This is a genomic window from Cupriavidus basilensis (assembly GCF_008801925.2).
Classification (GTDB): Bacteria; Pseudomonadota; Gammaproteobacteria; order Burkholderiales; family Burkholderiaceae; genus Cupriavidus; species Cupriavidus basilensis.
Genome location: NZ_CP062804.1, coordinates 2,418,551 through 2,442,851, shown reverse-complemented (window position 1 = coordinate 2,442,851; position 24,301 = coordinate 2,418,551). Strand labels below are relative to the sequence as shown.

Sequence of the window (24,301 nt, the reverse complement as noted above, 5' to 3'; positions counted from 1 at the left end):
CCCTGCGGCCCCAACTAGCAACACCCGGCGCTCGCCGTAGATCTTGCGCAGGCGGGGTGTGCAAGTCATTGACTGGAAAGGAAACCCGCCCTGGCCGCCGGCTGCCCGATCGGGAATCCATACTCAGGCGGGGTGATCGTTATGAGTTTTCATGCGAGGCCGTCAAGGAATACCCGCGCCTAGCCGGCCCGGGGGTGTTGCGACGGCGCTTGCGCAATGTCCTCGGCCTCCAGGGCCGCCACGGTATCGGAGTCCTGCGTGGCGCCAAGCTCGCCTTCCCATTTGGCAACGACGGCCGTGGCGATGCTGTTGCCGATGACGTTGGTGGCAGTGCGGCCCATGTCGAGGAACTGGTCAATGCCAAGGATCAGCAGCAGGCCGGCTTCCGGCAGGTTGAACATCGGCAGGGTTGCCGCCACCACGACGATGGAGGCACGGGGCACACCGGCGATGCCTTTGCTGGTGACCATCAGCACCAGCAGCATGGTGATCTGCTGGGTCAGGCTCATCTCGATGTTGTAGGCCTGGGCGATGAACAGCGCCGCAAATGCCTGGTACATCATCGAGCCGTCGAGGTTGAACGAGTAGCCCAGCGGCAGCACGAAGCCGGTCACCTTGTTGGGTACCCCGAACCTCTCCATCTGCTCCATGGTCTTGGGGTAGGCCGCCTCGCTGCTGGCGGTGGAGAACGCCAGGATCGTCGGCTCGCGGATCAGCTTGAGCAGCGTGAACACCCGAGTGCCCAGGAACAGGTAGCCCGCCGCGGTCAGTACCAGCCACAGCACCAGCAGGCCCAGGTAGAAGCCGCCAATGAACTTGCCGTAGGTAAACAGCACGCCAATGCCTTGCACCGTGATGGCGGCGGCTACGGCGGCAAACACGCCGAGCGGCGCGAAGCGCATCACAAAGTCGGTGACGCGCAGCATGATCGCCACCAGTTCCTCGATCGACGCCACCAGGTGATGGCCCACCTTGCCCTTGAACGACGCAATGGCAAAGCCAAAGAACAGCGAGAACACCAGGATCTGCAGGATCTCGTTCTGCGCCATCGCCTCGAACACGCTCTTGGGGAAGACGTGCGTGATGAAGTCCTTCAGGTTCAGCGTGGAGGTCTTGAGGTTGGTGGCCGTGCCGATTTCGGGCAGTGGCAGGTTCAGCGCATGCCCGGGCTGCAGCAGGTCCACGAAGAACATGCCAAGCAGCAGCGATATCAGCGATGCGGTGATGAACCAGCCGAGCGCCTTGATGCCGATGCGGCCCACGGCGCTGGCGTCTTTCATGCCGGCGATGCCCGCCACCAGCGTGCCGAACACCAGCGGCGCGATGATCATCTTGATCAGCCGCAGGAAGACGTCGGTGACGATGGAGAAGTAGCCGGCGATCTCCTTGGCCATCGCCGCATCGGGCACGAAGCGGTTGCAGAGATAGCCGGTGACGATGCCCAGGACCATGGCGATCATGATCCGGGTTGTGAGCTTGTTTGCCTTCATGATGCGTTGTCTCCAGGGGGTGCGGCCAGATCCTGGTCTGATCGTCGGTATCGGGGGCAGGGCGGGGCAGGGCGGGGCCGTGCTTTGCACCGGACGCGCCTCGCCCCCGGATCAGCGTGCGCGGGGCGCCAGGCTCAGCGGGGCTGGCTGCGTCAGCACTTCCGGGCGCAGGATCTGGTCCAGTTCCTCCCGGGTCAGCAAGCCCTTTTGCAGCACGATCTCGTACACGCTGCCGCCGGTAGCATGGGCCTCCTGCGCCACGGCGGTGGCGTTGGCATAGCCGATGTAAGGGTTCAGGGCCGTCACGATGCCGATGGAGTTCTCGACCGTGGCCCGCAGGCGTTCTTCGTTGGCGGTGATGCCGTTGACGCAGCGCTCGGCCAGCGTCAGGCAGCCGTTGCGCAGATGGCTCACGCTCTTGAACAGGCTGTGCGCGATGATCGGCTCGAAGGCATTGAGCTGCAGCTGGCCGGCTTCGGCCGCGAAGCTGACCGTGATGTCGTTGCCGATGACCTCGAACGCGATCTGGTTGACCACCTCCGGGATGACCGGATTCACCTTGCCGGGCATGATGCTGGACCCTGCCTGCATGGCCGGCAGGTTGATCTCGCCCAGCCCGGCGCGCGGGCCGCTGGACAGCAGCCGCAGGTCGTTGCAGGTCTTGGAGAGCTTGACCGCCACGCGCTTGAGCACGCCGGAGAGCTGCACAAAGGCGCCGCAATCCTGCGTGGCCTCGATCAGGTTCGGCGCGGTCATCAGCGGAATGCCGGTGATCTCCTTGAGCCGCTTGAGGATCAGCGGCGCGTAGTCCGGGTGCGCGGTAATGCCGGTGCCGATGGCGGTGGCGCCCATGTTGATCTCGCAGATCAGCAAGGCGGCTTCGCGCAGCCGCTCCTCGTCCTCGCCGAGCATCACGGCGTAGGTGCTGAACTCCTGGCCCAGCGTCATGGGCACGGCGTCCTGCAACTGGGTGCGGCCCATTTTCAGGACATGCCTGAACTCTTCGGCCTTGCGCTCGAAGGCGCGCCGCAGCACGCCCATGGCATCCACCAGGCCCAGGATGCCGAACCAGGTGGCGATCTTGAGGGCGGACGGGTAGACGTCGTTGGTGCTCTGGCCAATGTTGACCTGCTCGTTCGGGTGCAGGTACTGGTACTCGCCCTTGTTGTGCCCCATCAGTTCGAGCGCGCGGTTGGCGATGACTTCGTTGGCGTTCATGTTGGTCGAGGTGCCGGCGCCGCCCTGGATCACGTCGACGACAAACTGATCGTGCAGCTTGCCGCCAAGCAGTTCCGCGCAGGCGGCGACGATGGCGTCGCAGCGGGGCTCGTCGAGCAGGCCCAGTTCGTGGTTGGCCAGCGCGGCTGCCTGCTTGATGCAAGCCAGGGCCTTGATGAGCTCGGGGTAGATGGAGATGGGGGTGCCGGTGATCGGGAAGTTCTCTACCGCGCGCAGGGTGTGCACACCGTAGTAGGCATCGGCCGGGACCTCGCGATCGCCCAGGAGGTCATGTTCGGTTCTAAAGGTGCCAGCGGTCATTGCATTGCTCCTCGCAAATTTGCATCAGGGAGGAGTTGACTTTAGGTAATCCGCCGGCTGGTAGCGACCATGATGCGAATTTGTCATGGCGCGGCGCGAATTACTCATGCGGCCCCCGCGCTACCGGCAAGGCGCCCGCAGCGGCTGGACCGCGGCGGGCGGCGGCCTCGCGGGGTGATGATTTTTCCGCATACTTCGCCCCGAATTTTGCATCGCCCTATCAGGGCTTATACGGATACGGGCGCTTTTGGGTTGCCGTATCATCGCCCGCTCATCACCCATTATCACCATTTGGCGGGCACTTACCCAGCGCCTGATTCCAATGCATGGAGAACACCATGAAGCGTTTTGCACGTCTTAATACCCTCAGCGCCTTGCTGCTTGCCGCCAGCCTGACCACCGGCGTTGCCCATGCCCAGCTTGCGCCGTCCGCCCCTGCCGCCGGCGCGCCGACACAGGCCAGCGAAGCCCGCAAGGCCAATATCGTGATCATCGGCACCGGTGGCACCATTGCCGGCGCGGGCGCTGCGGCCACCAATACCGCCGCCTACCAGTCGGCCGTGGTGCCGGTGGACAAGATCATCGCCTCGGTGCCGGAGATCTCCAAGATTGCCAACGTCAAGGGCGAGCAGGTCTTCCAGATCGGCTCGGAGAGCTTCAACAACGAGCGCCTGCTCAAGCTTGGCAAGCGCGTCTCGGAACTGCTCAAGCAGCCGGACGTGGACGGCATCGTGATCACCCACGGCACCGACACCATCGAGGAAACCACCTACTTCCTCAACCTCACGCTCAAGAGCGACAAGCCGGTCGTGGTGGTGGGATCGATGCGTCCGGGCACGGCGCTGGGCGCGGACGGCGCGCTGAACCTGTACGACGCGGTGCTGGTGGCGTCCAGCCCGGAGTCCAGGGGCAAGGGCACGCTGGCGGTGCTGAACGACGAGATCCACACCGGGCGCGACGTCACCAAGACCAACACCTTCAAGATCGAGACCTTCCGCTCGCCGTTCGGCCCGCTGGGCTACGTGGTGGAAGGCCGCACGCTGTACTACCGCCTGCCGGCCCGCCCGCACACCATGCAGACCGAATGGGACATCGACAAGATCGACAAGCTGCCTGAAGTGGCCGTCGTGTACGCCTACGGCAACGTCAATCCGGCCAGCATCGATGCAGCGGTGAAGAACGGCGCCAAGGCCATCGTCTATGCCGCCACCGGCAATGGCAGCGTGGGCGACTACATGGTCGAGCCGCTCAAGGCCGCCCGCGCCAAGGGCGTGCAGATCGTGCGTGCCTCGCGCACCGGCAGCGGCGTGGTGGTGCGCAACGCCGAGCAGCCGGACGACAAGTACGACTGGCTGGTGACCGACGACCAGCTGCCGCAGAAAGCCCGCATCCTGATGGCGCTGGCTCTGACCAAGACCAACGACACCAAGGAACTGCAGAAGATCTTCTGGAAGTACTGAGCGCGCACTGAGCGAGCATCAGTCGGGTACTCGGCGCCTTGCGCTTGTAAGCGTGAGGCCGGGGAGGGATGTTGCAATTTCGGAATAATGTGGCGCAGAATTTGCACGGTGCTATCGGCTTTCACCGATTTTTGCAGCGCCGTGCTGCCGTATGATGTGCCAGAGACAGCGCGTCCCCCCTGATGTTGAGTACATTCCAATATGGAAACCAAGTGGCTTGAAGACTTCCTGTGCTTGGCTGAAACGCGCAGTTTTTCGCGCGCGGCGGCCGACCGGCATATCACCCAGTCGGCGTTCAGCCGGCGCATCATGGCCCTTGAGGAGTGGCTTGGCGTCAGCCTGGTTGACCGCAGCGTGCATCCGGCAATGCTGACCACGGCAGGCTGGCTGTTCCGCCGGCTGGCCGCCGACCTGTTGCGTGACGCTTATGCCGCACGCGCGCTGCTGAGCAGCCGCCAGCCCCTTGCCGAGAGCGACAAGGTCATCCGCTTCTCGGTGGCGCACACCCTGGTCTTTACCTTCTTCCCATCCTGGCTCAAGTACCTGCACGAGCGTTTCGGCTCGTTGAGCGCCTGCGTGCATGCGGTGAACGTGCCGGAAGGCGTGCAGCAACTGGTGGATGACGATTGCGACATCCTGCTGGGCTACCACCATCAGCAACTGCCGATCCTGCTTGACCCGAACGGCTTCCCGTTCCTGATGCTGGGCGTCGAGCGGATCCTGCCGTTCTCGGCGCCGGACAAGCAAGGGCAGCCGATCTTCCGGCTGCCGGGCACGAATGCCAATCCCTTGCCCTTCATGGCCTATTCATCCGGCGCGTTCCTTGGCAACGTGGTCGAGATGATCCTGCTCAATGCGCCGCAGCCCTACGGGCTGCAGCGCTGCTTCGAGACCCATATGTCGGAGGCCCTGAAGGCCATGGTCGTGGCCGGGCACGGGGTGGGCTGGTTGCCGGAGAGCTGCGTCAGCGACGAGATCAAAGAGGGCAAGCTGGTGTTGGCGGGGCCTGCCTCATGGGCAACCAGCCTCGATATCCGCTTGTACCGCTCGGCGGCCAGCCCGAAGCCGCTGGTCGATGAGCTGTGGTCCTTTATCAGCCACGTGCGGGACCCGCAGTTGATGCTGATGGGCAAGACCGCGGAATCGAGCGACTGCGGGATGCCGTAAGGCGGGGTTCCGGTCCGCGGTGGTTGGCGGCCCGGTTCGGTCCCTGACTTCACGGCTTGCGCCGCTGGCCGACGGACGCCGTTTTGAGCAGGAAAACCGTTGCGCAAGGTATCATTCGTTGCCGGTGAATACTCAGGTCCCGCGCCGGAGTGGCGCAAGTACGGCGCACGCCACTCATCAGGCCAAGGATGTTCCGGTTGAGGCTCGCCAGCGTTTTTGTGATCCTGGCGCGGTTTCAGATATGTGGCCTGTTCAGCGGTTGCCCGGTGGTCGATTTCGCCACTCAGCCACACGTCGGCCATGGCCGCCCCCGGGTTTTTGCCGCTCATACCAAGTGACGGAGCGCCGGCCACCGCCGAAGGCCGCTTCGCTCGACGCGCGGCGCATGCAGGCTTGCTGCATGCGCCGCTATTCATAGCCTGCTTGTCGCCAGAACTGGCGCCCGCCGGTTCGCATGCTTGCGAACCACCAGATGAAAGTTTCCTGATGTTTGGATTTCTCCGTAGCTACTTCTCCAACGATCTCGCGATCGACCTCGGCACCGCCAACACCCTGATCTACATGCGCGACAAGGGCATCGTCCTCGATGAGCCCTCGGTGGTCGCGATTCGCCAGCAGGGCGGCCCCAATCCCAGGAAGACCATCGAGGCGGTGGGCAAGGAAGCCAAGCAGATGCTGGGCAAGGTACCTGGCAACATCGAGGCCATCCGCCCGATGAAAGATGGCGTGATCGCCGACTTCCGGGTCACCGAGCAGATGCTCAAGCAGTTCATCAAGATGGTGCACGACACCAAGCTGCTGCGGCCATCACCCCGCATGATCATCTGCGTGCCGTGCGGCTCGACCCAGGTCGAGCGCCGCGCCATCCGCGAATCCGCGCTGGCCGCCGGCGCCAGCCAGGTCTACCTGATCGAGGAGCCCATGGCGGCCGCGCTCGGCGCGGGGCTGCCGGTGTCGGAGCCGTCCGGCTCGATGGTGGTGGATGTCGGCGGCGGCACCACCGAGGTCGGCGTGATCTCGCTGGGCGGCATGGTCTACAAGGGTTCCATCCGCGTGGGCGGGGACCGGTTCGACGAGGCCATCGTCAACTACATCCGGCGCAACTACGGCATGTTGATTGGCGAGCAGACCGCCGAGGCCATCAAGAAGACGATCGGCTCGGCTTTCCCGGGTTCCGACGTCCGCGAAATGGAGGTCAAGGGCCGCAACCTGTCCGAAGGCATCCCGCGTGCCTTCACGGTATCGTCCAACGAAATCCTGGAAGCGCTGACCGAACCACTTAACCAGATCGTGTCGGCGGTCAAGATCGCGCTGGAGCAGACCCCGCCGGAACTCGGCGCCGATATTGCCGAGCGCGGCATGATGCTTACCGGTGGCGGCGCGCTGCTGAGCGACCTGGATCGCCTGCTGGCCGAGGAAACCGGCCTGCCGGTCCTGGTGGCCGATGATCCGCTGACGTGCGTGGTGCGGGGCGCGGGCATGGCGCTCGATCGCATGGACAAGCTCGGCAGCTTCTTCTCCTACGAGTAACGGCTCGCAGGTCGCAACGAAGAAGGCCGGCCCTCGGGCCGGCCTTCTTCGTTGTAGTTCCGGTGCTTCGAAAGCACCGATAGCACCAGCAGCAGCACCATTGCGCAACCGCGCTTAATCCCCCAGTGCCACCCCCTCGCGGCGCGGGTCGGCACCGCCGGCCCAGGCCCACGTGCCATCGGGGCGCTGGCGGCGCATGATGGCCTGCGTGCCGCTGGTCATCTCGATCTGCGCGACCTCATGCCCACGGTCTTTCAGGCCCTGCACCAGGGCCGGGCTGACCAGGCCGGCTTCCAGCTCCGTCGGCCCGTTGCGGCTGCCGAAGTTGGGCATGTTGATGGCCGCCTGCACGTCCATGTTCCAGTCCAGCAGGCCCACCAGCGTCTTGGAGACGTACTCGATGATCTGCGAGCCGCCGGGCGAACCCACGGTTGCAACCAGCTTGCCGCTGTCGCGGTCGAACACCAGCGTGGGCGCCATCGACGAGCGCGGGCGCTTGCCGGGCTGCACGCGGTTGGCGACGGGCTTGCCGTTCTCGCTCGGCACGAAGGAGAAGTCGGTGAGCTGGTTGTTCAGCACGAAGCCGCGCACCATCAGGTGCGAGCCGAAATAGCTCTCCACGGTGGTGGTCATGGAAATCGCGCCGCCCGCGTCATCCACCGCGACGATCTGCGAGGTGGACACGCGCGGCGGCGAGCGGTCCGGCGCCAGCGCGACTGTGGCGCCAGGTGGCACGCCAGCCTCCGCCTTGCCCATGCTCTTCTCGCCGATCAGGCTAGCGCGGCTTGCCAGGTAGTCGCGGCTGAGCAGCCCCGCCACGTTGACGGGCACGAAATCCGAGTCCGCCACATAGAGGCCGCGGTCCGCATAGGCCAGGCGCCCGGCCTCGGAAATGGCGTGCGCGGCGTCGATGCCCGGCTCGACACCGGCAGGCGTTGCGACCTGTTTCGGCTTGAGCGCGGCGAGCGCGTATTTCGGGTTCCTGGCCTCCAGTGCCTGCAAGGCGCCGAGCATCTGCGCGATCGCGATGCCGCCTGATGAAGGCGGCGGCATGCCGCAGATCTTCCAGCGCTTGTAGTCGCTGCAAATGGGCGCGCGCTCCTTGGCGCGGTAATCCTTCAGGTCAGCCAGCGAGAGCGAGCCCGGATTGGCGCTGCCGTTGACCTGCTTGACGATCTCACTGGCAATCGGGCCGGTATAAAGCACGTTTGGCCCGCGCCGCGCGATCTCGCGCAGCGTCTTGGCCAGCGCCGGATTCTTCAGCATGGTGCCGACCGGCCTGGGCTTGCCGTCCGGCGTCAGGAAGTAGGTTGCCATCTCGGGCGAGGCCGGAAGGAACTTGTCGGCGGCGATCTGCGTATAAAGGCGCGGCGAAATCGGGAAACCCTGCTCTGCCAGCGCGATGGCCGGCTCGAACAGCTTGGCCCAGGGCAGCTTGCCATGCTGGCGGTGCGCCAGTTCCAGCGCGCGCAGCACGCCGGGGGTGCCCACCGAGCGCCCGCCGATCTGCCCTTCGCTGAAGCTCATGGGTTTGCCGTCGGGGCGCATGAAGAGATTCTCGCCGGCGCCGGCGGGCGCGGTCTCGCGGCCGTCATAAGCCTGCACGCGCTTGCCGTCCCAGTACATGATGAAGGCGCCGCCGCCGATGCCGGTGGCTTGCGGCTCGACCAGCGTCAGTACTGCCTGCATGGCAACGGCCGCATCGATGGCCGTGCCGCCCGCGCGCAGGATCTTGCGGCCGGCTTCGGTGGCCAGAGGATTGGCGGCCGCGGCCATGTGCTTGTCGGCGTAGGTGGTCGTCATGCCCGGCCGGTAGCCGGACGAGACTTCCGGTGCCGCGGGCAGGGCAGTTGCCGTGGGAGCGGTTGTGGCCGGCGGTGTCGAGGACACCCCGGTCTGCGTCGAGCACGCGCTTAGCAGGGCGAGCGCCAACGCCAGCGGGCTGCCCCGACGTATCAATGAAAACTGCTGAGTGGCCATTTCATTTTTCTCCTGAAAGGAAAGGCATTCTAGAAATCGATGCTTGCCCCCTCGGGGGTGGCAGAGCTGCGTACGGCCTCGATGGCTTCGAGCCGGCGCCTTGCCTCCTCGGGAAAGCGGGCGATGAGCGCGGCAATTAAGGTCTCGCATTGCGCCAGCGCGGGTACCTTGGTATCAAACGGCGAGCCGGTCTGCACAAAACTGCTTAGCGTGGCCGTGGCGAAGCCGGCAATCGGCGACTTCCACTCGTCGGTAAACAGGATGATCCTTGCGCCCTGGCGATGCGCCGCGGCGGCAAAGTCGATGACGCTTTTCTGATAGCGGCGGTAATCGAAAACGACCAGCGCATCGTCTGGCCCGATGTCGACCAGTACCTCGTTCGCCCGCTCCAGGGCAGGCTCGACGAGGCGGACCTTGGGCCGGATATGCGTCAGGTGCGACGCGAGCCGCGAGGCGAGGAACAAGCTCGATCGTCCGCCGGTGCAGAACACGGCGGACCGCGCATTGCCAAGCAACTCGACGGCGATGTTGAAGTCCTCCGGCGAAGCGTGCTGCGCCACGCGCTCGACCGATATCGCCAGGCTTGCCAGCGCCCCCTTCTGGAAGTCTTCTCCGAGTGCTGCGTCGCCCGGTGCGCCGAGCCGGGACAGCGGCGAATTCATTGCCTCGTCGACCTCCGCCAGCAGCGCTCGCTGAAATGACGGGTAGCCGTCGAATCCCAGCTTCACGACCATCCGGTACACAGTGGGATCGCTGACCCCGGCTTGTCCCGCGAGGTTGGAGATGGAGGTCAGCGCGGCACTCGGGTAGCTGGCGAGCAGCGTTTCCACTACCTTCAGCTCCGCCGCGGTGAAGCCGGCGCCCTGGTCTGCCAGCATTTCCCTGATTGATAACCTGGCCAACCTGCTCTCCGAAAAAGGGACTGCCGGGCCACTATGCGGTGCGGCAGCATGATGTAATAGATATTACAGAACGTAAAACAAAGGCGAGAATATCATTTGGGTAGCTCGGCAAGACCGCGTAGAAACCCTCGGTTTCGCCTGATGGACGCTGAGCGTATTTGTTTGTCAGTGCAGCACCCGGCTCAGCCTTCAGATTTTTTGTAGCGTACGTTACAAAGTGCCGCCGCGGACCGCCTCGGACAGCGCACGACGACCTTGTCGCCATCCACGAACACCGGACGAACGCATCTCGAGGCTATCGACGCGGCGTTGATTGTTATGCTGATTGTTGTACGAACAGGCAGTCCGCCGCGCTCACCAGTTGCACGAACGGCCCGCTCAACGTCCGGTTGTGATGCGCGATGATGGCCTGCGCCGGCAGCACCGGCGTGTCCATGCAGGTATGTCCGTCCGCGACCAGCACCGGCCTGAAGCCTAGCTCCGCGGCGGCACGGCAAGTCGTGTCGACGCAGTACTCCGTCTTCATGCCGGCGATGACCAGTTCGGCAACGCCGGCATCCGCCAGCCAGCCTGCCAGCCCGGTTCCGGCAAAGCAGCTGGGCCGGGCTTTATCGAACACCGTGTCCGTCACGGCATCCACCGCAAGCTCGGGAAGCAGTTGCGACAGCGCGCTGCCGGGCTCCAGTGGAGATCCCAGCGGGCCGGTGTGGCGCACGGCAAAAATGGGCGCGCCCGCTTCGCGGGCTTTCGCGATGAGCGTGTTGATGGTGGCGAGGACGCGCTGCCCTTCATAGGGCTTCTGCGGACCGTTGAACATGCCGACCTGCATGTCGATGATCAACAGGGCGGAACGTCCGGCGCTTGCACTGCTTGGCATGGTGTTTCTCCTGTGATGCCAGCGCGGGCGCAGAAACCAAAAGGCCCCGTCCATCGCTGGCGGGGCCTTGGGGTGAAGACTTGAGCGGCTTATTCCTGGCTCATGGTCCGACCACACGACCCGCCATCAGCGGTCGTGGTAGTGATAGTGGTCGAGGTGTGGAGAGCCGGGAAGTGCATCTGCGGATCATGCAGCAGGCCCGGCTGGGCGTCAATATCCCGCGCAGGCTCAGCGCGCAAGCGCACGCTGGCGAATGTGCTCGAAGTCCGCCGGCGGGGCGTGCCGCGTCAGGAGAGTCTGCACGGCATGGGGAAGGCGCCGGCCTGAACGTCACCCCATTCCACCCAGGCTGGGAAGTATCCCAGTGACGTCTGTACCGGCCCATCGTGCGCCGGAACCACGACAATATCCGGATGCCTGCCCGCCAGCGCGCGAATCTGATCCACCGCGTCCTGGGTTTGTTCAATGTCGCCATCCACCAACCAACGTGCTGCCCAGAACTTCGGGCTGCCAAGCTTCAATGCCTTCGCATTCCAGACTGCATCGCCCACCAGGAAGTACTGTGCACCGGAGTCGACAGCGATGAACATGCCGATCGAACCGGGGGTATGACCGAGAAGAGGAACGAGCACGACCGTGCCGTCTCCATAGAGATCCAGGCTGTTCGCGAACCCTTTGTATGACACCGGTTCGAATGCCAAGCTTTTCCATTTGATCGATTGCGCGCTGACTTGCGAGGGCCAGCTGCCGCCGACGCCAGCGGTAGGGCGCCTGATCACCGACAGCTCCGCGGGATGCACCAGCACCGTGGCATTCGGGAAGTCGCTAATGCCGCTGGCATGATCCCAGTGACTGTGGCTCAGGATAATCGTTTGCACGGGTGCCATGCCGGCGCGCAATAGCTGGTCGATCACCGGGGCCACCGGATTCTCGTACTTGAAAAACAGGCTTTGCCACCAAGGCATATCTTGCCGATATTGATCGGCCACCTTCGAGCCCAGCCCTGCGTCAAACAGCAGCGTGTCAGTGCCGTGTTTCACCAGGAACGCGGAGAAGTTATTGCTCACCTTGCGCGCGAAGCTCCCGCCGGAGTAGACCAAGGCCTCGGTAACGGATAGCTCCGCGGTTCTGATGATCGCAAAAGCTACCTTGGGTTGGCCCGAAGTCGATGGGCTGCCTGGTGCCGAGCCATTGTCGGCGATAGCAGGCATGGCAATAGCAGACAGCAGTAGAAGAACAAGCATACGAAACATGGCGTCACCTTTGTCGATGGTTCCGGGATGCTGCGGAGTGCATCCCACGCGCACCTTAAACCTTGGTGTAGACTCCAAGGTCAAGACAAATCAGGGACGTCGCGTTTGACGGGGGTCACAGGTGAACATCAGCGAGTTGGCGAAGGCAGTTGGCACGACTACAGATACCCTGCGTCACTACGAAAAGGTGGGACTGTTGGCGCCGCCCGCTAGGCTGGGCAATGGCTATCGTTCATACGACACCCAGGCCGTTCGGCACATTCAATTCATCCGTAGCGCGCAAACGCTCGGGTTCTCGCTTGCCGAGATTCGGGAAATCATCCCGCAACTGATTGACGGCAGGTTTGGCCGGGCCGAGATAGAGCAACGCTTGAGCGCCAAGATCGGACAAATCGATGCCCATATCAAGGCGCTTCAGTCCTTGAGAAAGGAGTTGGTCGCAACGGCCAACGCCTTATCTTGTCCTCCGGGCGCTCCGGTCACCATGGCATCCGCGACTAAAGTTCCCGTGATCCATCAGGACAAGTTGCATACGGACAAGAGAATCTCACCGCGCCCCGGCAAGCGATGACACCGTCGGACAAGGCGCGTTCTCCTCGACTCTCGCGATGCACTTCTCGATGGTTCTCATGTTCCGGCCACACGACCCACCATCAGCGGTCGCGGAGTGCAAGCGCATTACCGGGTGCTGCAGGACGGGCTGGACGTCAAAATCCCGGCCAGGCTCAGCGCGCAAGAGCACGCCGGCGAATATCCGCGAAATCCGCCGGCGGGGCGTGACGCGTCAGGCGCGGCCCGGCCTGCGAAACCTGCGCGGGCAGGTCGTGCTTGAGCAGCTGGCGCAGGGTGGCGGCAGCGCCGAGCAAGCCGGGCAAGTCCATGCCGGTGTCATAGCCCATGCAGTCGAACAGATGCACCATGTCTTCGGTGGCGACGTTGCCGGTGGCGCCGGGCGCGTAGGGGCAGCCGCCGATGCCCCCAAGCGACGTGTCGAAGCGGCGGATGCCGGCTTGCACGGCGGCCACTGCATTGACCAGGCCCATGCCACGCGTGTTGTGGAAATGGGCAGTGAATTCGAGCCTGGGAAAGCGTGCCTGCGCGGCCTCGCACAGGGCCTGTACCTGGTTGGGGTACGCCATGCCGGTGGTGTCGCATAGCGTGATGCCGTGCACGCCCAGGCTGGCAAAGCGAGCGACCCATCCAAGCACAGCTTCGGCCGCGATCTCGCCTTCCATCGGGCAGCCGAATACGCAGGACAGCGAGACGTTCACCGGCACGCCGCGTTGCGTGGCGAGCGCGATCACGTCCTGCAGCTGGCTCAACGATTGCGCTTGCGTCATGCGCAGGTTGGCCAGGTTGTGGGTCGCGCTCACCGACATGACGAGGTTGAACTCGTCGGTGGCGGACTCCAGCGCGCGCTCTGCACCGCGCACGTTCGGCACCAGCGCGGTGTACACCACGCCGGGCGCGCGCCGGATACGCTGCATGACCGCCTCGGCATCCTTGAGCGCCGGGATGGCCTTAAGCGACGTGAACGACGTGACTTCGATCTTGGCGAAGCCCAGGCCGCCCAGCGCGTCGAGCAGGGCGACCTTGTCATCCGTCTCGATGAAATCGCACTCCATCTGGAAACCGTCGCGGGTCGCCACTTCATTGAACTGCAGGCGGATGCCTTGGCCGTGATGCATGCTTGCACTCCTTTTGCGGGTTGCGGATGACGCGCCGGCCGGCCACCGGCGGCTTGATCCGGCTTGTGTTCGCCAAGCCGTGGTGCCGTCGTCTTGGCTCGGGCCGTCCCCGCCACTCTATGGGTGCGGCGCCGCTGGCGGAATTGCGATCTCCACAATCCGGCTTCGCAAAACGCGAAGGACCCGGGCTAGAATGCGCCAATGACCTGGCCTCTCAATCCCGCCCGAGTAGATTTCGTGACGCTGCGCCTGTTCTGCGCGGTCGTGCAGACCGGCAGCATCACGCAAGGCGCGGCCGCCTGCCACCTGGCCCTGTCGGCGGCCAGCCGGCGCTTGTCGGATTTCGAGGAAACCACGGGCTTCCAGTTGCTGGAGCGCACGTCCAAGGGGGTGACGCTCACGCCCGTGGGCCATATGGCCATGCAGCATGCCATGCGCCTGTTCCAGGGCTTCGAGCGCTTCAGCGCGGAGCTGCAGGACCATTCACGCGGCTTGCTGGGCCATGTGCGGCTGTGGGCCAATATGTCCGCCCTGACGGAGTTCCTGCCTGCCAGGCTTGCCACCTTCCTGGCGCAGCATGCGGGGGTTCATGTGGAAGTCGAGGAGCAACTCAGCGGCGATATCGCCCGCGCGCTGGTGGACGGCCTGGCGGATATCGGCGTGTTATCGGAAGGCACGCCCACGGATGGCCTGGACATCAGCGATTTCCAGACCGACACGCTGGTGCTGCTGTGCTCGCGCCGCCATCCCCTTGCGCGCAAGCGGCGCGTCGATTTCGCGAGCTGCCTGGAGTACGACATGGTCGGGCTCAATCGCGGCAGTGCGTTGCTGGAGCTGACCTCGCGCGCGGCGGAGCAGGCCGGGCGGCCGCTTCGGCTTCGCATCCAGGTCCGCAGCTTCGACGCGATGTGCCAGATGATTGCGGCCGACCTTGGCGTAGGCGTCCTGCCGCAAGCCGTGTGCCGCGCCCAGGCCAAGGCGCTGGGGCTGCATATGGTCGGCTTGTCGGACGCTTGGGCCAGCCGGCGGCTTCTGCTGGCAACGCGCTCGGGCGTGCCCTTGTCAACCGCCGCGCGGCTTCTCGGGGAGCATCTGCGGCAGGCCGGCGTGCCCTGACCGGATCCCCGCCCGGCAGGCTTATTCCACCTTGGCGCCAGACTCCTTGATGATCTGGCCCCAGCGCGTGGCCTCGCTCTTCATGTAGGCCGTGTATTGCTGGGGCGTGCCGCCGAGGATGTCGGAGCCCTGGGCGATCAGCTTGGCGCGCACCGCCTCGTCTTTCAATGTCCTGTCGGTTGCTTCCCGCAGTTGCCTGACGATGGGCTCCGGCGTTCCTTTTGGCACCAGGATGCCTTGCCACGCGCCCATTTCCAGGGCGCTCATCCCGCTCGCTTCCTTGATCGTCGGGATCTCCGGCAGCAGCGTCGAGCGCTTGGCGCTGGTGATGGCCAGGGCTTTCAGCTTGCCGCCCTTGATCAGCGGCTGGGCGTCGCTCAGCGGCAGGAACATGAACTGCGTCGAGCCCGCGATCAGGTCGGTGATCGCCGGCGCACTGCCCTTGTAGGCGACATGGGTGACCTGGATGCCGGTTTCCTTGGCAAAGAGCGCGCCGCCGAGATGGAGCAAGGCGCCGGCACCAGATGACGCGTAGTTCAGCTTGCCGGGGTTTGCCTTGGCGTAGGCCACCAGTTCATGCACGTTCTTCACCGGCAGGCCTGGCGTGGTGACCAGGACCAGCGGCACGATGGCGGTGAGCGAGACCGGCACGAAATCCGCGAACGTATCGAATTGCACGTTCTGGTACAGCGCCGGGGCCAGCACCACGGCGGAGGTGCTGTAGAAGATGGTGTAGCCATCGGCCGTGGCGCGCTTGGCTTCCGTTGCCGCGATGTTGCCACCGGCGCCGGGCTTGTTGTCCGGCACGACGGAGGTGGACAGCTGCTTGCCGAGGCCCTGCGCGACGATGCGCGCGTTGATGTCGGCCGAGCCCCCGGGCGGGAAGCCAACGATCATCCGGATCGGCTTGCCGGGATAGGTGTCCGAAGCCAGCGCGGGCGTGGCCGCGATGGCGGGCAAAACAATGGCCGTCGCCAGCAACGCATGGGCGAGTTTGTGCATGGTGTCTCCTTTTTATTTTGAAAGCGGATTCGGGCGCAGCGAGGGGGCCGGCTATGGCTGGTTGGACAGCAGCCAGCCAAGCGCGTCCTGGATCGTGGGGTTGTCCTGGATGGGATGCGCATCCAGCGCCGTGGCCGTGGCCCTGAAGCGCGCTTCGACACCGGGCAGGACCAGTGAGGCAAGCCCGGCGCTTGCGAGTTCTTTTTGCGCTTCCACCACCTCGTGCGTGCGGCGCCGGGCGTGGATGGTGTGGGTGCGGACCAGCATGTCGATAAAGCCGGCCAGCGGCGCTTCATCGATGTCGCGCAGCACGCCATAGAGCTTGTCGCGCACGCCTTGCTTCTCGGCGGCCATCAGCAGTTCCACGGACAGGGCCTCCATGCCCTTGGTGAAGACGCTGCGCAGGATCTTCAGCGAGATCGCATCACCGGCCACGCCGCCTTCCACGGCTTCGGCCTTGCCGCCGGCCGCGTTGACCAGCTTGCAGAATTCGGCGGCGGATGCCCCGGCGCAAAGCAGCGGGGTGCGATGCAGCGACAGCGAGATGGCGCCCATCACGGCCACGTCGACATACGCGAGCCCGGATGCGGATGCCGCGGCGGCGGCCTTGCGTTTGTCCTCGGGGCTGGCGGTCGTCAGGTCCGCGTAGCTTGCGCCTGCTTTCATGTGCGCATGGCAGTTGCCCGCCACGGCCAGCGCAGCCGATCCGAATACGCAGGACAAGACCCAGTCCGCCGAGGCGAGCCAGGGGCCGATATCCGCATGGACGGGAAGGCCCCGGGCGGTGGCGAGTTCCTTGCCTGCGGGCGAGAGATGGGTGTCGCAGAGGTGGAGCTTCACGCCCGGCAGGCTTGCCAGGGCGGTGGCGTAGCAACGGCCGACTTCCCCCAGGCCAATGATTGCGATGTTCAAGACTATCTCCTGGCTGATTTCGGCCAAGAGTACATAAAAAAAACAGTCGCAACAATCTGAAATGACTAGCCTACGGGTATACCTCTAATTTTTCGGCGCATCTGACGACTTTTTTTGCAGGGTCGCGCCGGATTTGTACTCAATTTGTTTTGTCGGCGGCTTCGTCGCCGGCGTCGGCATCGTGCGGCAACCCCGCCGGCGCCGAGTCCAGGCGGCGGCTCATGAAGCGCTGGTTGGAGATATGGAGGTGGACCGACATAAGCTGCGCGGCCAGCTCGCCGTTGTGCAGCTCCATCGCCAGCACGATGTCCTGGTGATGATGCAGGCTGCGCCTGAGGTCATCGAGTTCATAGAGGAAGAACGAGCGGACGATGACCGGCATGTCGATCATCGTCTCCAGCATGGACTTCAGGCGGTTGGAGCCGGATGCCTCCAGCAGCAGGCGGTGAAAGGCGCTGTTCGCCGCCTGTATTTCCGCGATGGCGTCATCCCCTTTGGCGCCGGCTTCGATCACGGCGGCCATGCGTGCGTTGCAAGCCTTGAGCGCGGTGATGGTCTGCGCATCCGCCCGCTCGGCGGCAAGCCTGGCCGCGTACGGCTCCAGCAGCGCGCGCAGGCTGAACATCTCCTCGATGTCCCAGCGCGTCCAGCCCGCGACAAACACGCCGCGGCCGGTCTGCGCCACGGCCAGCCCGTCGTCGATCAGGCGCTTGAGCGCGGCCCGCACGGGCGTCCTGCTGACGCCCATTTCCTCGGCGATGTGCTCTTCCTTCAGCTGCGTGCCCGCGGTGTAGTGACCCGCCACGATGCGCTTTTTCAGCTGCTCGTAAGTCTGTTCGCTTCCTTTTTTCATAGCTGGCTTTGTTCTTTCCGGGGCGTGCCCATGCCGGGCGGCGCGCGATGTCCTCGGCGCGACTGGGATGCAAATTGCGCGCAAGCGTGCACACCATGCGCGGCGGCAATCGTATCAGACCACGTGTCGGCCCCGGAAAACGGCCCTGAGGGTGGCGGGCGGGAATGCCCGTTGCCTGGATGAGGTGTATTGCGCACCTTTCATTGCGCTATGTATTCAGTTTGTATTCTTCCCCGCCGAATGCGGGGTGTTACTCTGTTTTTTAGCTGTATTTTTCTTGTCAAATCCTTTTCTTGCTTTTTATTGTACTTTTTTTGTATTATCAGGGGGTCGCAAGCGCGCTGCAGGCGCGGGCGGACAAGCAGGCGGCCGCAAGAGCCCCTCGACTTCAAGACACCAAAGGAAACGAAAGGAAAGCCATGACCATCTCCCCGGAACAGATCACGCGCCTGAAGGCGCTCGGCGCGGCCACGATTCACGAGGCGCAAGGGCAGAAGGGCGCGGTCGACGTTGGCCTCAAGCCGCTGGACCCCACCTTGCGCATGGCCGGGCCAGCAGTGACGGTGGACCTGCGCCCCAGTGACAACCTGATGATTCACTACGCGCTGACCAAGACCAGGCCGGGCGACGTGCTGGTGGTCGACGCCAAGGGCTATCTCGAAGCCGGCCCATGGGGCGACCTGCTCACGCTCGCCGCGCAGAAGCTCGGCCTTGCCGGGCTTGTGGTCAACGGTTCGGTACGCGACGGCAACGCCATCATCGAGATGGGGTTCCCGGTCTTCTGCCGTGGGCTGTCGATCAAAGGCACCAACAAGCATCAGCCCGGCCGCGTAAACGTGCCGGTGTGCCTTGGCGGCGTGGTGGTGAATCCCGGCGACATCATCGTGGGCGACCGCGATGGCCTGGTGGTGGTCGATGCGAACGAGGTAGACAGCGTGATTGCCAGGAGCGCCGACCGGGAGCTGAAGGAAGCGAAGATCCGCGAAGAGCTGGAGAAGGGCAAGACGATGGTCGAGCTGCTCGGGCTGGGAGATACGTTGCAGCGCTACGGGCTGGTTTGATGGCGGGCAGCGCTGCGCGGCGGCAAGTACGCCGCAGCGGCTCGGGGCAGCATAGGGTCGCAGTTAGGGGGCGCAGTCAGCGGGCACAGTTGTGCCCCTTTTTGCCATTCAAGGCGCTAGTGTTCATCACGGCAATCAAGCCGGCAAGATAGACGCCACGCCTTTCGTTGGGAAAGCGAGGTCGAGCTTGGATCAAGAAGTATCAAGACAAGTCAAGACAAATTGCTGCGAGCGGCTCCGGCCGCCGCTTGCCGTCCACCATGCACTCCAACGCGTGGAAGTCCGGCCAGAGCGCATCCGGCGATCCTGACAGCACGGCGGATGCCCCTGCCTGGCGCGGCGCATCGTCATACGCCGGCTGGACACTGGCTGTGTGCATGCCGACGGCTTGCGCGGCGCGCAGGCTGCTCGGCGTGGCGCCGACCAGCAAGGCGCGGTGCGCGGGCACGTCGGCGGTGCGCAGGATCAGCCGGTAAAGCTCGATCTCGGTTTCCCGGGGCAGCAGCGCGTCCGCGGTGGCGACGACAGTAAAGCGGCCCATCCAGTCCGGGCCGATGGCGCTATCGAGCAGGATGTGCAGCGCGCGCGATGGGACCGGCGCGGCAAGCGCCAGCCGCGCGCCGCCCAGCTCCGCGCTGCGCATGAGCTGCATGGCCTGGGCACGGATTCCGGCCGGCATGCCGGCACGCGCGCCGCTGCAAGCATCCTCATGCGAGTGGAGTGGGGCATCGCGTTCTCGCGGTGCTGCGCCGAAGCCGGACTTGCGCAGTTCGTCCGCGCGGATGAGTACATCGTCCAGGGTGAGCACCAGCAATTCCAGCGACATTTTTCTTCTCCCTATGCAGTACGTTTTCGATACGCGGACGCGATTGCGTTTCCGGCCAGGGCACTATAAGGTAGCCGCTTCATATTGAAAAATTGGTTTATAAAACCGACCAATAGGTTTTCTACTATGAATCGCACCACCACCTTCCGGCAGCTCAACGCCATCGATGCCATTGCCCGCCTGGGCGGCGTTTCCCGCGCGGCGGAGGAATTGCACATCACGCAGCCAACGGTGTCGCTGCAGATCAAGCTGCTTGAGGAAGCGATTGGGGCGCCGCTGCTGCAGCGCGCGGGCCGGGGCGCGCAGCTCACGCCCGCCGGTGAGGTGATGGCGGGCTACGCCGGTCAGATCCTGCGGCTGTGGCGCGAAGCCACCGAGGAGGTGGCGGCGCTCAAGGGCAACCTGGCCGGCACGCTGCGGGTCGGCGCCATCACGACGGCGGAGTACCTGCTGCCCTCGATGCTGGTGGCATTCACCGCGGACCAGCCCGATGTCAAGATCAAGCTCCATGTGGGCAACCGCGAGGAGATCGTGCGGATGCTGGCCATGCACGAGATCGACCTTGCCATCATTGGCCGGCCACCCACGGACATCCGCACGCAGGCGACGCCGTTCGCCAAGCACCCCATGGCATTCATCGCGGCGCCGGACCATCCTTTGATGGCGCGCCGCAATCTCACGCTGCAGGACCTGGTGGCGGAGAACCTGCTGGTGCGCGAGCGCGGCTCCGGCACGCGCAATACCGTGGAGCGGCTGTTCAGGGAGGCCGGCCTGCGGCTGCCCCTGGGCTCCGAGCTGTCCAGCAACGCGGCGATCAAGCGGATGGTGTCGGCAGGGTTGGGGCTTGCATTTCTCTCCCTGCACGCCTGCACACTGGAATTCCAGGCCGGGCTGATCGGGCTGTTGCCGCTGCAAGGCAATCCCATCGAGCGCGACTGGTACGTACTGAACCTGCCGGGCGTGCGCCTGCCGCGCGTGGCGGTCGCCTTCCGCGGCTACCTGGTGGAGCAAGGCCAGGCGGAGATCAACCGGCAGCTGGAGTCCTTTGACGTGATACTGCGCCGCCTGCACGCGCGCGCCCGGCGCCAGCACAAGGCAACGCTTGCGCAAGGGGAGCGATCATGAGGCCCGGCATGCCGATGCGCAGTGCCATGGCGGCGCTTGCGCTCGGGCTGGCATGCACGGCGGTACAGGCCCGCGGGCCTGTGCCGTACAATCCGCCTCCTATTCAGGATCTGGCGCAGATGCAGCAGGCTGCCGCGGCGTTCGTGGCTGCGCAGAACCAGCAAGCGGGCACCCGCTGGGTAGCGGGCGAGCCGAACAACAAGGTGCTGGTGCCCCGCTGCGCCACGGCCTTGGGTGTGCAATGGGCGCCGAAAAGCCAGGGGCTGTCCAGCCAGAGCGTAGCGGTGCGCTGCCCGCGTACCGCAGGCGGCTGGACCCAGCACTGGGAGGTCTTCGTCCCGGTGAGGCAGGCCGCACGTTGACGCGCTGGCGCGTTGGCCAGTTGGCCCGTTGGCGTGCGGGCAATCCCTCGGTCGGGGCAATCACTTAACAAGACATGAAGAAAAAGTCTCTTCTAATTGCCGCCGCGGCAATCGCCATCCTGGCTTACCCCGCATATCTCTATTGTTATTACGGCGTGGCCTATGGCGGCAAGGCATACAGCCCCAACGGGGCCTTCTATTATCAGAAATACAAGCTGGCCAGCTGGCGTAGCTGGGTGCCGACCATGGCCTTTCCGGGACAAGGCTCGGACAAGCTCTACTATGTGAACGGCTATGTGCGGGTGTACACCGCCGACGGGAAGCAGATCGGCCAGGCATCGGCGTCCGGCGTGCCGTTGGCGGAGGTGTTCTGGGCTGGCGATGCGCTGGTGGTGATGGACGGCAGCGACGATCAGGATGGCCCCATCATGCTGCCGGGGCGCTCGGACTGACCGGCGCAGGGCATTCAAGTTTGCGGATGGCTCGCCGTTAGGAGGGGCACCCGCTGATTTCGAAAGTAGACCTTGCGCCTCGCCACCGAATACGACCGCCCCGCCAGCAGGCTGCTGCCGGACGAGATTGACGCCAGCGGGCAGCATGCCGAGCCGTCGGTCATCGACTGGCTGCTGCACGATGACCAGGTGATCCGCGAGTGCTTTCGCCATGCCGCCGCGATCCTGAAGAATGCGACGGGTGCCGCCATGACGGCGGTTACGTTGCTCGACGAGGAGCACCAGCACTATCGGGGCGCGGTGGGCATGCCGCTTTCGCCTATCTCGCGCAAGCACTCGCTTTGCGATCATGTGGTGCGGCACGGCGACCTGTTCGTGCTTGAGGACGCGCTGGCCGATCCACGCTTTGGCGAATGCATGCTGGTCAGATGCTTCCCCTTCGTGCGTTTCTACGCAGCGATCCCGATCAATGGGCCCTGTGGCACGGTCGTCGGCGCGCTCTGCGCGATGGATTCGGCGCCGCACCGCATCACCCTGGCGCAGTGCGAGGTCTTCAGGCACCTGCGTGCCATGGTAGAGAACGACCTGAAGCTGCGCACTGCCACCGCGATCGATCCGCTCACGCAACTGTTCAACCGGCGCGCCATGCTGGAGAGCGTTCGCCGCAGATGGCATGAAACCGCCGACGGAGAAGAAATCGGCGCGGTCATGGTCGACGTCGACTGGTTCAAGCGATACAACGACGCCTACGGGCATCCGGCGGGCGACACCTGCTTGCGCGAGGTCGCATCGGTGCTGCAATCGATTGCCGATGCGCATCGCATGCTCGCCGGGCGCCTGGGCGGGGAAGAGTTCGGGCTGCTGCTGTGCGGCGCGCCACGGCCAGCGCTGGAGACGGCGCTGGAAGACCTGCGCCTGAGCGTGGAGCGCTTGAAGATCGAGCACCGCGGCTCGCCGTTCGGCAGCGTGACGCTGAGCATCGGCGCCTCGCTGGCGCGCAAGAAGGGCGCCGTCGAGCCCGGGTCTCGCGAGGGGTTCGCGCTTGCGGACCGCGCGCTCTATATGGCCAAGGCCGACGGCAGGAACAAGGTGGTCATCATCTAGATGGGCAACTCGCTGACTGGCTAAACCGCTAACCCGCTAGCTGGCCGCCGTGCCTGCGCAGGCCTGCGCCCATTGCACGAACCCGGCATGGCGCGCCAGCAGGCGGCGTGCCGTGTTGTAGTCCGGCGAATCGATGCGCGGGCCCTGCGCGGGCTTGCCGTCGCGCACCGCCTCATACCTGCCAACCCTGTTTTGCGCCTGCGTGACCTGCTGCGCCGATGGCGTCAGCGCGGCGTGTATCGCGGCGACCTGATGCGGGAACACCGTGCATTTCGCCTTCAGCCCGATCCGCCTGGCCCAGGCGAGGTCCTCCGCCAGCGCCGTGGCATCCTGGTAGTTGAACGGACAGTCGATCGGCACGCAGCCTGCGGCAATGCAGTCCACCAGGAAGCGCGCGCGCACATGATGCAGCTCGACGCCGTCCGGGCCGCGCACCGCATCGAGATCCGCGCTCAGGTCTTCGGCCGCCAGCAGGCAGGCACTGACGCGCGGGCTGGCCGACAGGATGGCGGGCGCGGCAACGATGCCCCGCGCGGATTCCAGCGTCGGCACGATCTCGGTGTGGCCATGCGGCAAGCCAAGCTCGCGCTCAAGGCCGGTGATCAGCTGGTCGAGCGCCAGGATCTGCGCGCCCGACTCGGTGTGCGGCAGCAGGATCGCCGCGGGCGCGCCGGGCAGCACGCCGCGCAGGTCTTCCAGCCCATCGCCATCCAGCTTGTTGACGCGCACGGCGCCGACAATGCCGCGCGCCCGGCATTCGCCCATCAGGGCGGCGATCCGCGCGCGCGCCGCGGGACGGTCTGCGGGGCTGGTGAATTCCTCCAGGTCGGCGACCACCACATCCGGCCCGCTCTCCAGGGCCGCCTGCTGGCGCACGGGGTCCAGGCCGGGCACGAACAGCCAGCTGCGCCGCAATCCTGGCGGCCGTCTTGTCGCTTGGGTGCTCATGGCGTTTCTCTCGTGGCGGGCGCGTGTCCAGCGCCCTGGAACAGCACGGCACTGGTCGGCTCACCCGCCTGCAGGCGGGCCAGGATCGCCGGCTCGGCTTCATCGGAAGCCAGCGCCTGGTCGATGATGGCGGCGGCGACATCCGGCGCGAGGAACAGCACGCCGTTGTCATCCGCCAGCACGATGTCTCCTGGGTTGACGGTGACGCCGCCGCAGATCACCGGCTCATTGACGGCGCTGCCGCCGTCGTCGATGCGCTTGGTGGTCAGGACGCTGGTGCCGCGCGCGAATACCGGCATCCCCATGGCGCGCAGCTCCAGGATGTCCGTCACCACGCCGTCGACGATGATGCCCCTGGCGCCGGCGCACAAGGCTGCGGTGCCGGTGACGGCGCCAACGGGGGCATGCGCATGGTCGCCGCAGGCGTCGATCACCAGCACATCGCCGGGCGTGAGGCTGGCCAGCGCCCGGTTCACGGCGATGGCGTTGGGCGTGGCCAGGCGCAGCGTGACGGCACGGCCAACGACCTTCACGTTGGGCGCGAGCGCGCGGATCTCGTGGCTGGCAAAGCCGTCTTCAAGGAAATGCCCGAGCGTGGGGAAGCTCACGCGTTCAAGCTGGCGCAGCAGCGCCGTGTCAAGTTTGGCTTGCATG

General features: G+C 65.1%; 23 protein-coding genes. 10 read left to right on the top strand and 13 right to left on the bottom strand.

Translation table 11 applies throughout. From position 1 onward, the window contains the following. Positions 1 to 179: 179 nt before the first annotated feature. A complete protein-coding gene (locus F7R26_RS31825; RefSeq protein ID WP_150991768.1) occupies positions 180 to 1,490 on the bottom strand; it encodes a dicarboxylate/amino acid:cation symporter in 1,311 nt (436 codons plus the stop codon). 111 nt (positions 1,491 to 1,601) lie between these two features. Further along, entirely contained in the window at positions 1,602 to 3,029 is a 1,428-nt protein-coding gene (gene aspA, locus F7R26_RS31820; protein ID WP_150991766.1) for an aspartate ammonia-lyase, read from the bottom strand. A 338-nt stretch (positions 3,030 to 3,367) separates the two neighbouring features. On the opposite strand from aspA, the gene F7R26_RS31815 reads away from it, so the two are divergent. The 3 genes from F7R26_RS31815 to F7R26_RS31805 all read left to right on the top strand — a co-directional run bounded on the left by F7R26_RS31815 (position 3,368) and on the right by F7R26_RS31805 (position 7,186). Beyond that, the gene (locus F7R26_RS31815) at positions 3,368 to 4,489 is read left to right on the top strand and encodes an asparaginase (RefSeq protein ID WP_150991763.1); all 1,122 of its coding nucleotides are present in this window, start codon (positions 3,368 to 3,370) and stop codon (positions 4,487 to 4,489) included. Between the two features lie 201 nt (positions 4,490 to 4,690). After that, positions 4,691 to 5,656, top strand: a complete 966-nt coding sequence (locus F7R26_RS31810; protein ID WP_150991760.1) for a LysR substrate-binding domain-containing protein — start codon at positions 4,691 to 4,693, stop codon at positions 5,654 to 5,656. Between the two features lie 486 nt (positions 5,657 to 6,142). Then, positions 6,143 to 7,186, top strand: a complete 1,044-nt coding sequence (locus F7R26_RS31805; RefSeq protein WP_150991758.1) for a rod shape-determining protein — start codon at positions 6,143 to 6,145, stop codon at positions 7,184 to 7,186. A 114-nt stretch (positions 7,187 to 7,300) separates the two neighbouring features. On the opposite strand, the gene ggt is transcribed toward F7R26_RS31805, so the two are convergent. From ggt to F7R26_RS31785, 4 genes are all read right to left on the bottom strand, one after another. Next, complete coding sequence (gene ggt / locus F7R26_RS31800) at positions 7,301 to 9,166, bottom strand: gamma-glutamyltransferase (RefSeq protein WP_150991755.1); 1,866 nt, start codon at positions 9,164 to 9,166, stop codon at positions 7,301 to 7,303. Between the two features lie 29 nt (positions 9,167 to 9,195). Next, complete coding sequence (locus F7R26_RS31795; RefSeq protein WP_150991752.1) at positions 9,196 to 10,044, bottom strand: MurR/RpiR family transcriptional regulator; 849 nt, start codon at positions 10,042 to 10,044, stop codon at positions 9,196 to 9,198. 340 nt (positions 10,045 to 10,384) lie between these two features. Continuing rightward, a complete protein-coding gene (locus F7R26_RS31790; protein WP_150991749.1) occupies positions 10,385 to 10,945 on the bottom strand; it encodes a cysteine hydrolase family protein in 561 nt (186 codons plus the stop codon). A 287-nt stretch (positions 10,946 to 11,232) separates the two neighbouring features. Further along, positions 11,233 to 12,198, bottom strand: coding sequence for an MBL fold metallo-hydrolase (locus F7R26_RS31785; protein ID WP_193692192.1), 966 nt, complete (start codon positions 12,196 to 12,198; stop codon positions 11,233 to 11,235). A 121-nt stretch (positions 12,199 to 12,319) separates the two neighbouring features. Here F7R26_RS31785 and F7R26_RS31780 point away from each other — a divergent pair, with 121 nt between their 5' ends. Beyond that, entirely contained in the window at positions 12,320 to 12,769 is a 450-nt protein-coding gene (locus F7R26_RS31780; RefSeq protein ID WP_150991743.1) for a heavy metal-responsive transcriptional regulator, read from the top strand. 154 nt (positions 12,770 to 12,923) lie between these two features. Here F7R26_RS31780 and F7R26_RS31775 read toward each other — a convergent pair whose 3' ends face one another. Then, entirely contained in the window at positions 12,924 to 13,886 is a 963-nt protein-coding gene (locus F7R26_RS31775; RefSeq protein ID WP_150991740.1) for a hydroxymethylglutaryl-CoA lyase, read from the bottom strand. 201 nt (positions 13,887 to 14,087) lie between these two features. Between F7R26_RS31775 and F7R26_RS31770 the strand changes: the two genes are divergently transcribed. Then, the gene (locus F7R26_RS31770) at positions 14,088 to 15,002 is read left to right on the top strand and encodes a LysR family transcriptional regulator (protein ID WP_150991737.1); all 915 of its coding nucleotides are present in this window, start codon (positions 14,088 to 14,090) and stop codon (positions 15,000 to 15,002) included. 21 nt (positions 15,003 to 15,023) lie between these two features. On the opposite strand, the gene F7R26_RS31765 is transcribed toward F7R26_RS31770, so the two are convergent. The 3 genes from F7R26_RS31765 to F7R26_RS31755 form a co-directional block, all read right to left on the bottom strand. Beyond that, the gene (locus F7R26_RS31765) at positions 15,024 to 16,004 is read right to left on the bottom strand and encodes a Bug family tripartite tricarboxylate transporter substrate binding protein (protein ID WP_150991734.1); all 981 of its coding nucleotides are present in this window, start codon (positions 16,002 to 16,004) and stop codon (positions 15,024 to 15,026) included. A 51-nt stretch (positions 16,005 to 16,055) separates the two neighbouring features. Beyond that, a complete protein-coding gene (locus F7R26_RS31760; RefSeq protein WP_150991730.1) occupies positions 16,056 to 16,916 on the bottom strand; it encodes an NAD(P)-dependent oxidoreductase in 861 nt (286 codons plus the stop codon). A 139-nt stretch (positions 16,917 to 17,055) separates the two neighbouring features. Next, on the bottom strand, positions 17,056 to 17,769 hold the full coding sequence (locus F7R26_RS31755) for a GntR family transcriptional regulator (RefSeq protein WP_150991727.1): 714 nt from the start codon (positions 17,767 to 17,769) through the stop codon (positions 17,056 to 17,058). Between the two features lie 419 nt (positions 17,770 to 18,188). Between F7R26_RS31755 and F7R26_RS31750 the strand changes: the two genes are divergently transcribed. Next, positions 18,189 to 18,830 carry a 4-carboxy-4-hydroxy-2-oxoadipate aldolase/oxaloacetate decarboxylase gene (locus F7R26_RS31750; RefSeq protein WP_150991724.1) on the top strand — a complete coding sequence of 214 codons (642 nt, stop codon included), beginning with the start codon at positions 18,189 to 18,191 and terminating at the stop codon, positions 18,828 to 18,830. A 202-nt stretch (positions 18,831 to 19,032) separates the two neighbouring features. Here F7R26_RS31750 and F7R26_RS31745 read toward each other — a convergent pair whose 3' ends face one another. Then, positions 19,033 to 19,656, bottom strand: coding sequence for an HAD family hydrolase (locus F7R26_RS31745; protein ID WP_150991721.1), 624 nt, complete (start codon positions 19,654 to 19,656; stop codon positions 19,033 to 19,035). Positions 19,657 to 19,782: 126 nt separating this feature from the next. Between F7R26_RS31745 and F7R26_RS31740 the strand changes: the two genes are divergently transcribed. The 4 genes from F7R26_RS31740 to F7R26_RS31725 all read left to right on the top strand — a co-directional run bounded on the left by F7R26_RS31740 (position 19,783) and on the right by F7R26_RS31725 (position 22,699). Then, a complete protein-coding gene (locus F7R26_RS31740; protein ID WP_150991718.1) occupies positions 19,783 to 20,781 on the top strand; it encodes a LysR family transcriptional regulator in 999 nt (332 codons plus the stop codon). A gap of 8 nt (positions 20,782 to 20,789) precedes the next feature. Next, positions 20,790 to 21,143: a hypothetical protein gene (locus F7R26_RS31735; RefSeq protein ID WP_150991715.1), complete on the top strand. Its 354-nt coding sequence runs from the start codon at positions 20,790 to 20,792 to the stop codon at positions 21,141 to 21,143. 74 nt (positions 21,144 to 21,217) lie between these two features. Next, positions 21,218 to 21,595 carry a hypothetical protein gene (locus tag F7R26_RS31730; protein ID WP_150991712.1) on the top strand — a complete coding sequence of 126 codons (378 nt, stop codon included), beginning with the start codon at positions 21,218 to 21,220 and terminating at the stop codon, positions 21,593 to 21,595. A 72-nt stretch (positions 21,596 to 21,667) separates the two neighbouring features. Next, positions 21,668 to 22,699, top strand: coding sequence for a sensor domain-containing diguanylate cyclase (locus F7R26_RS31725; RefSeq protein ID WP_150991709.1), 1,032 nt, complete (start codon positions 21,668 to 21,670; stop codon positions 22,697 to 22,699). Positions 22,700 to 22,735: 36 nt separating this feature from the next. Here F7R26_RS31725 and F7R26_RS31720 read toward each other — a convergent pair whose 3' ends face one another. Beyond that, positions 22,736 to 23,647, bottom strand: coding sequence for an HpcH/HpaI aldolase/citrate lyase family protein (locus F7R26_RS31720; RefSeq protein ID WP_150991706.1), 912 nt, complete (start codon positions 23,645 to 23,647; stop codon positions 22,736 to 22,738). Next, complete coding sequence (locus tag F7R26_RS31715) at positions 23,644 to 24,300, bottom strand: RraA family protein (RefSeq protein ID WP_150991703.1); 657 nt, start codon at positions 24,298 to 24,300, stop codon at positions 23,644 to 23,646. Before F7R26_RS31715 ends, F7R26_RS31720 begins: the two co-directional genes overlap by 4 nt. Between the last annotated feature and the right edge of the window lies 1 nt (position 24,301).

What these genes read in the sequence shown, in the direction of transcription:
- F7R26_RS31825 (WP_150991768.1), bottom strand. Translation starts at nt 1,490, where the DNA reads ATGAAGGCAAACAAGCTCACAACCCGGATCATGATCGCCATGGTCCTG.
- aspA (WP_150991766.1), bottom strand. Translation starts at nt 3,029, where the DNA reads ATGACCGCTGGCACCTTTAGAACCGAACATGACCTCCTGGGCGATCGC.
- F7R26_RS31815 (WP_150991763.1), top strand. Translation starts at nt 3,368, where the DNA reads ATGAAGCGTTTTGCACGTCTTAATACCCTCAGCGCCTTGCTGCTTGCC.
- F7R26_RS31810 (WP_150991760.1), top strand. Translation starts at nt 4,691, where the DNA reads ATGGAAACCAAGTGGCTTGAAGACTTCCTGTGCTTGGCTGAAACGCGC.
- F7R26_RS31805 (WP_150991758.1), top strand. Translation starts at nt 6,143, where the DNA reads ATGTTTGGATTTCTCCGTAGCTACTTCTCCAACGATCTCGCGATCGAC.
- ggt (WP_150991755.1), bottom strand. Translation starts at nt 9,166, where the DNA reads ATGGCCACTCAGCAGTTTTCATTGATACGTCGGGGCAGCCCGCTGGCG.
- F7R26_RS31795 (WP_150991752.1), bottom strand. Translation starts at nt 10,044, where the DNA reads ATGCTGGCAGACCAGGGCGCCGGCTTCACCGCGGCGGAGCTGAAGGTA.
- F7R26_RS31790 (WP_150991749.1), bottom strand. Translation starts at nt 10,945, where the DNA reads ATGCCAAGCAGTGCAAGCGCCGGACGTTCCGCCCTGTTGATCATCGAC.
- F7R26_RS31785 (WP_193692192.1), bottom strand. Translation starts at nt 12,198, where the DNA reads ATGTTTCGTATGCTTGTTCTTCTACTGCTGTCTGCTATTGCCATGCCT.
- F7R26_RS31775 (WP_150991740.1), bottom strand. Translation starts at nt 13,886, where the DNA reads ATGCATCACGGCCAAGGCATCCGCCTGCAGTTCAATGAAGTGGCGACC.
- F7R26_RS31770 (WP_150991737.1), top strand. Translation starts at nt 14,088, where the DNA reads ATGACCTGGCCTCTCAATCCCGCCCGAGTAGATTTCGTGACGCTGCGC.
- F7R26_RS31765 (WP_150991734.1), bottom strand. Translation starts at nt 16,004, where the DNA reads ATGCACAAACTCGCCCATGCGTTGCTGGCGACGGCCATTGTTTTGCCC.
- F7R26_RS31755 (WP_150991727.1), bottom strand. Translation starts at nt 17,769, where the DNA reads ATGAAAAAAGGAAGCGAACAGACTTACGAGCAGCTGAAAAAGCGCATC.
- F7R26_RS31750 (WP_150991724.1), top strand. Translation starts at nt 18,189, where the DNA reads ATGACCATCTCCCCGGAACAGATCACGCGCCTGAAGGCGCTCGGCGCG.
- F7R26_RS31745 (WP_150991721.1), bottom strand. Translation starts at nt 19,656, where the DNA reads ATGTCGCTGGAATTGCTGGTGCTCACCCTGGACGATGTACTCATCCGC.
- F7R26_RS31740 (WP_150991718.1), top strand. Translation starts at nt 19,783, where the DNA reads ATGAATCGCACCACCACCTTCCGGCAGCTCAACGCCATCGATGCCATT.
- F7R26_RS31735 (WP_150991715.1), top strand. Translation starts at nt 20,790, where the DNA reads ATGCCGATGCGCAGTGCCATGGCGGCGCTTGCGCTCGGGCTGGCATGC.
- F7R26_RS31730 (WP_150991712.1), top strand. Translation starts at nt 21,218, where the DNA reads ATGAAGAAAAAGTCTCTTCTAATTGCCGCCGCGGCAATCGCCATCCTG.
- F7R26_RS31720 (WP_150991706.1), bottom strand. Translation starts at nt 23,647, where the DNA reads ATGAGCACCCAAGCGACAAGACGGCCGCCAGGATTGCGGCGCAGCTGG.
- F7R26_RS31715 (WP_150991703.1), bottom strand. Translation starts at nt 24,300, where the DNA reads ATGCAAGCCAAACTTGACACGGCGCTGCTGCGCCAGCTTGAACGCGTG.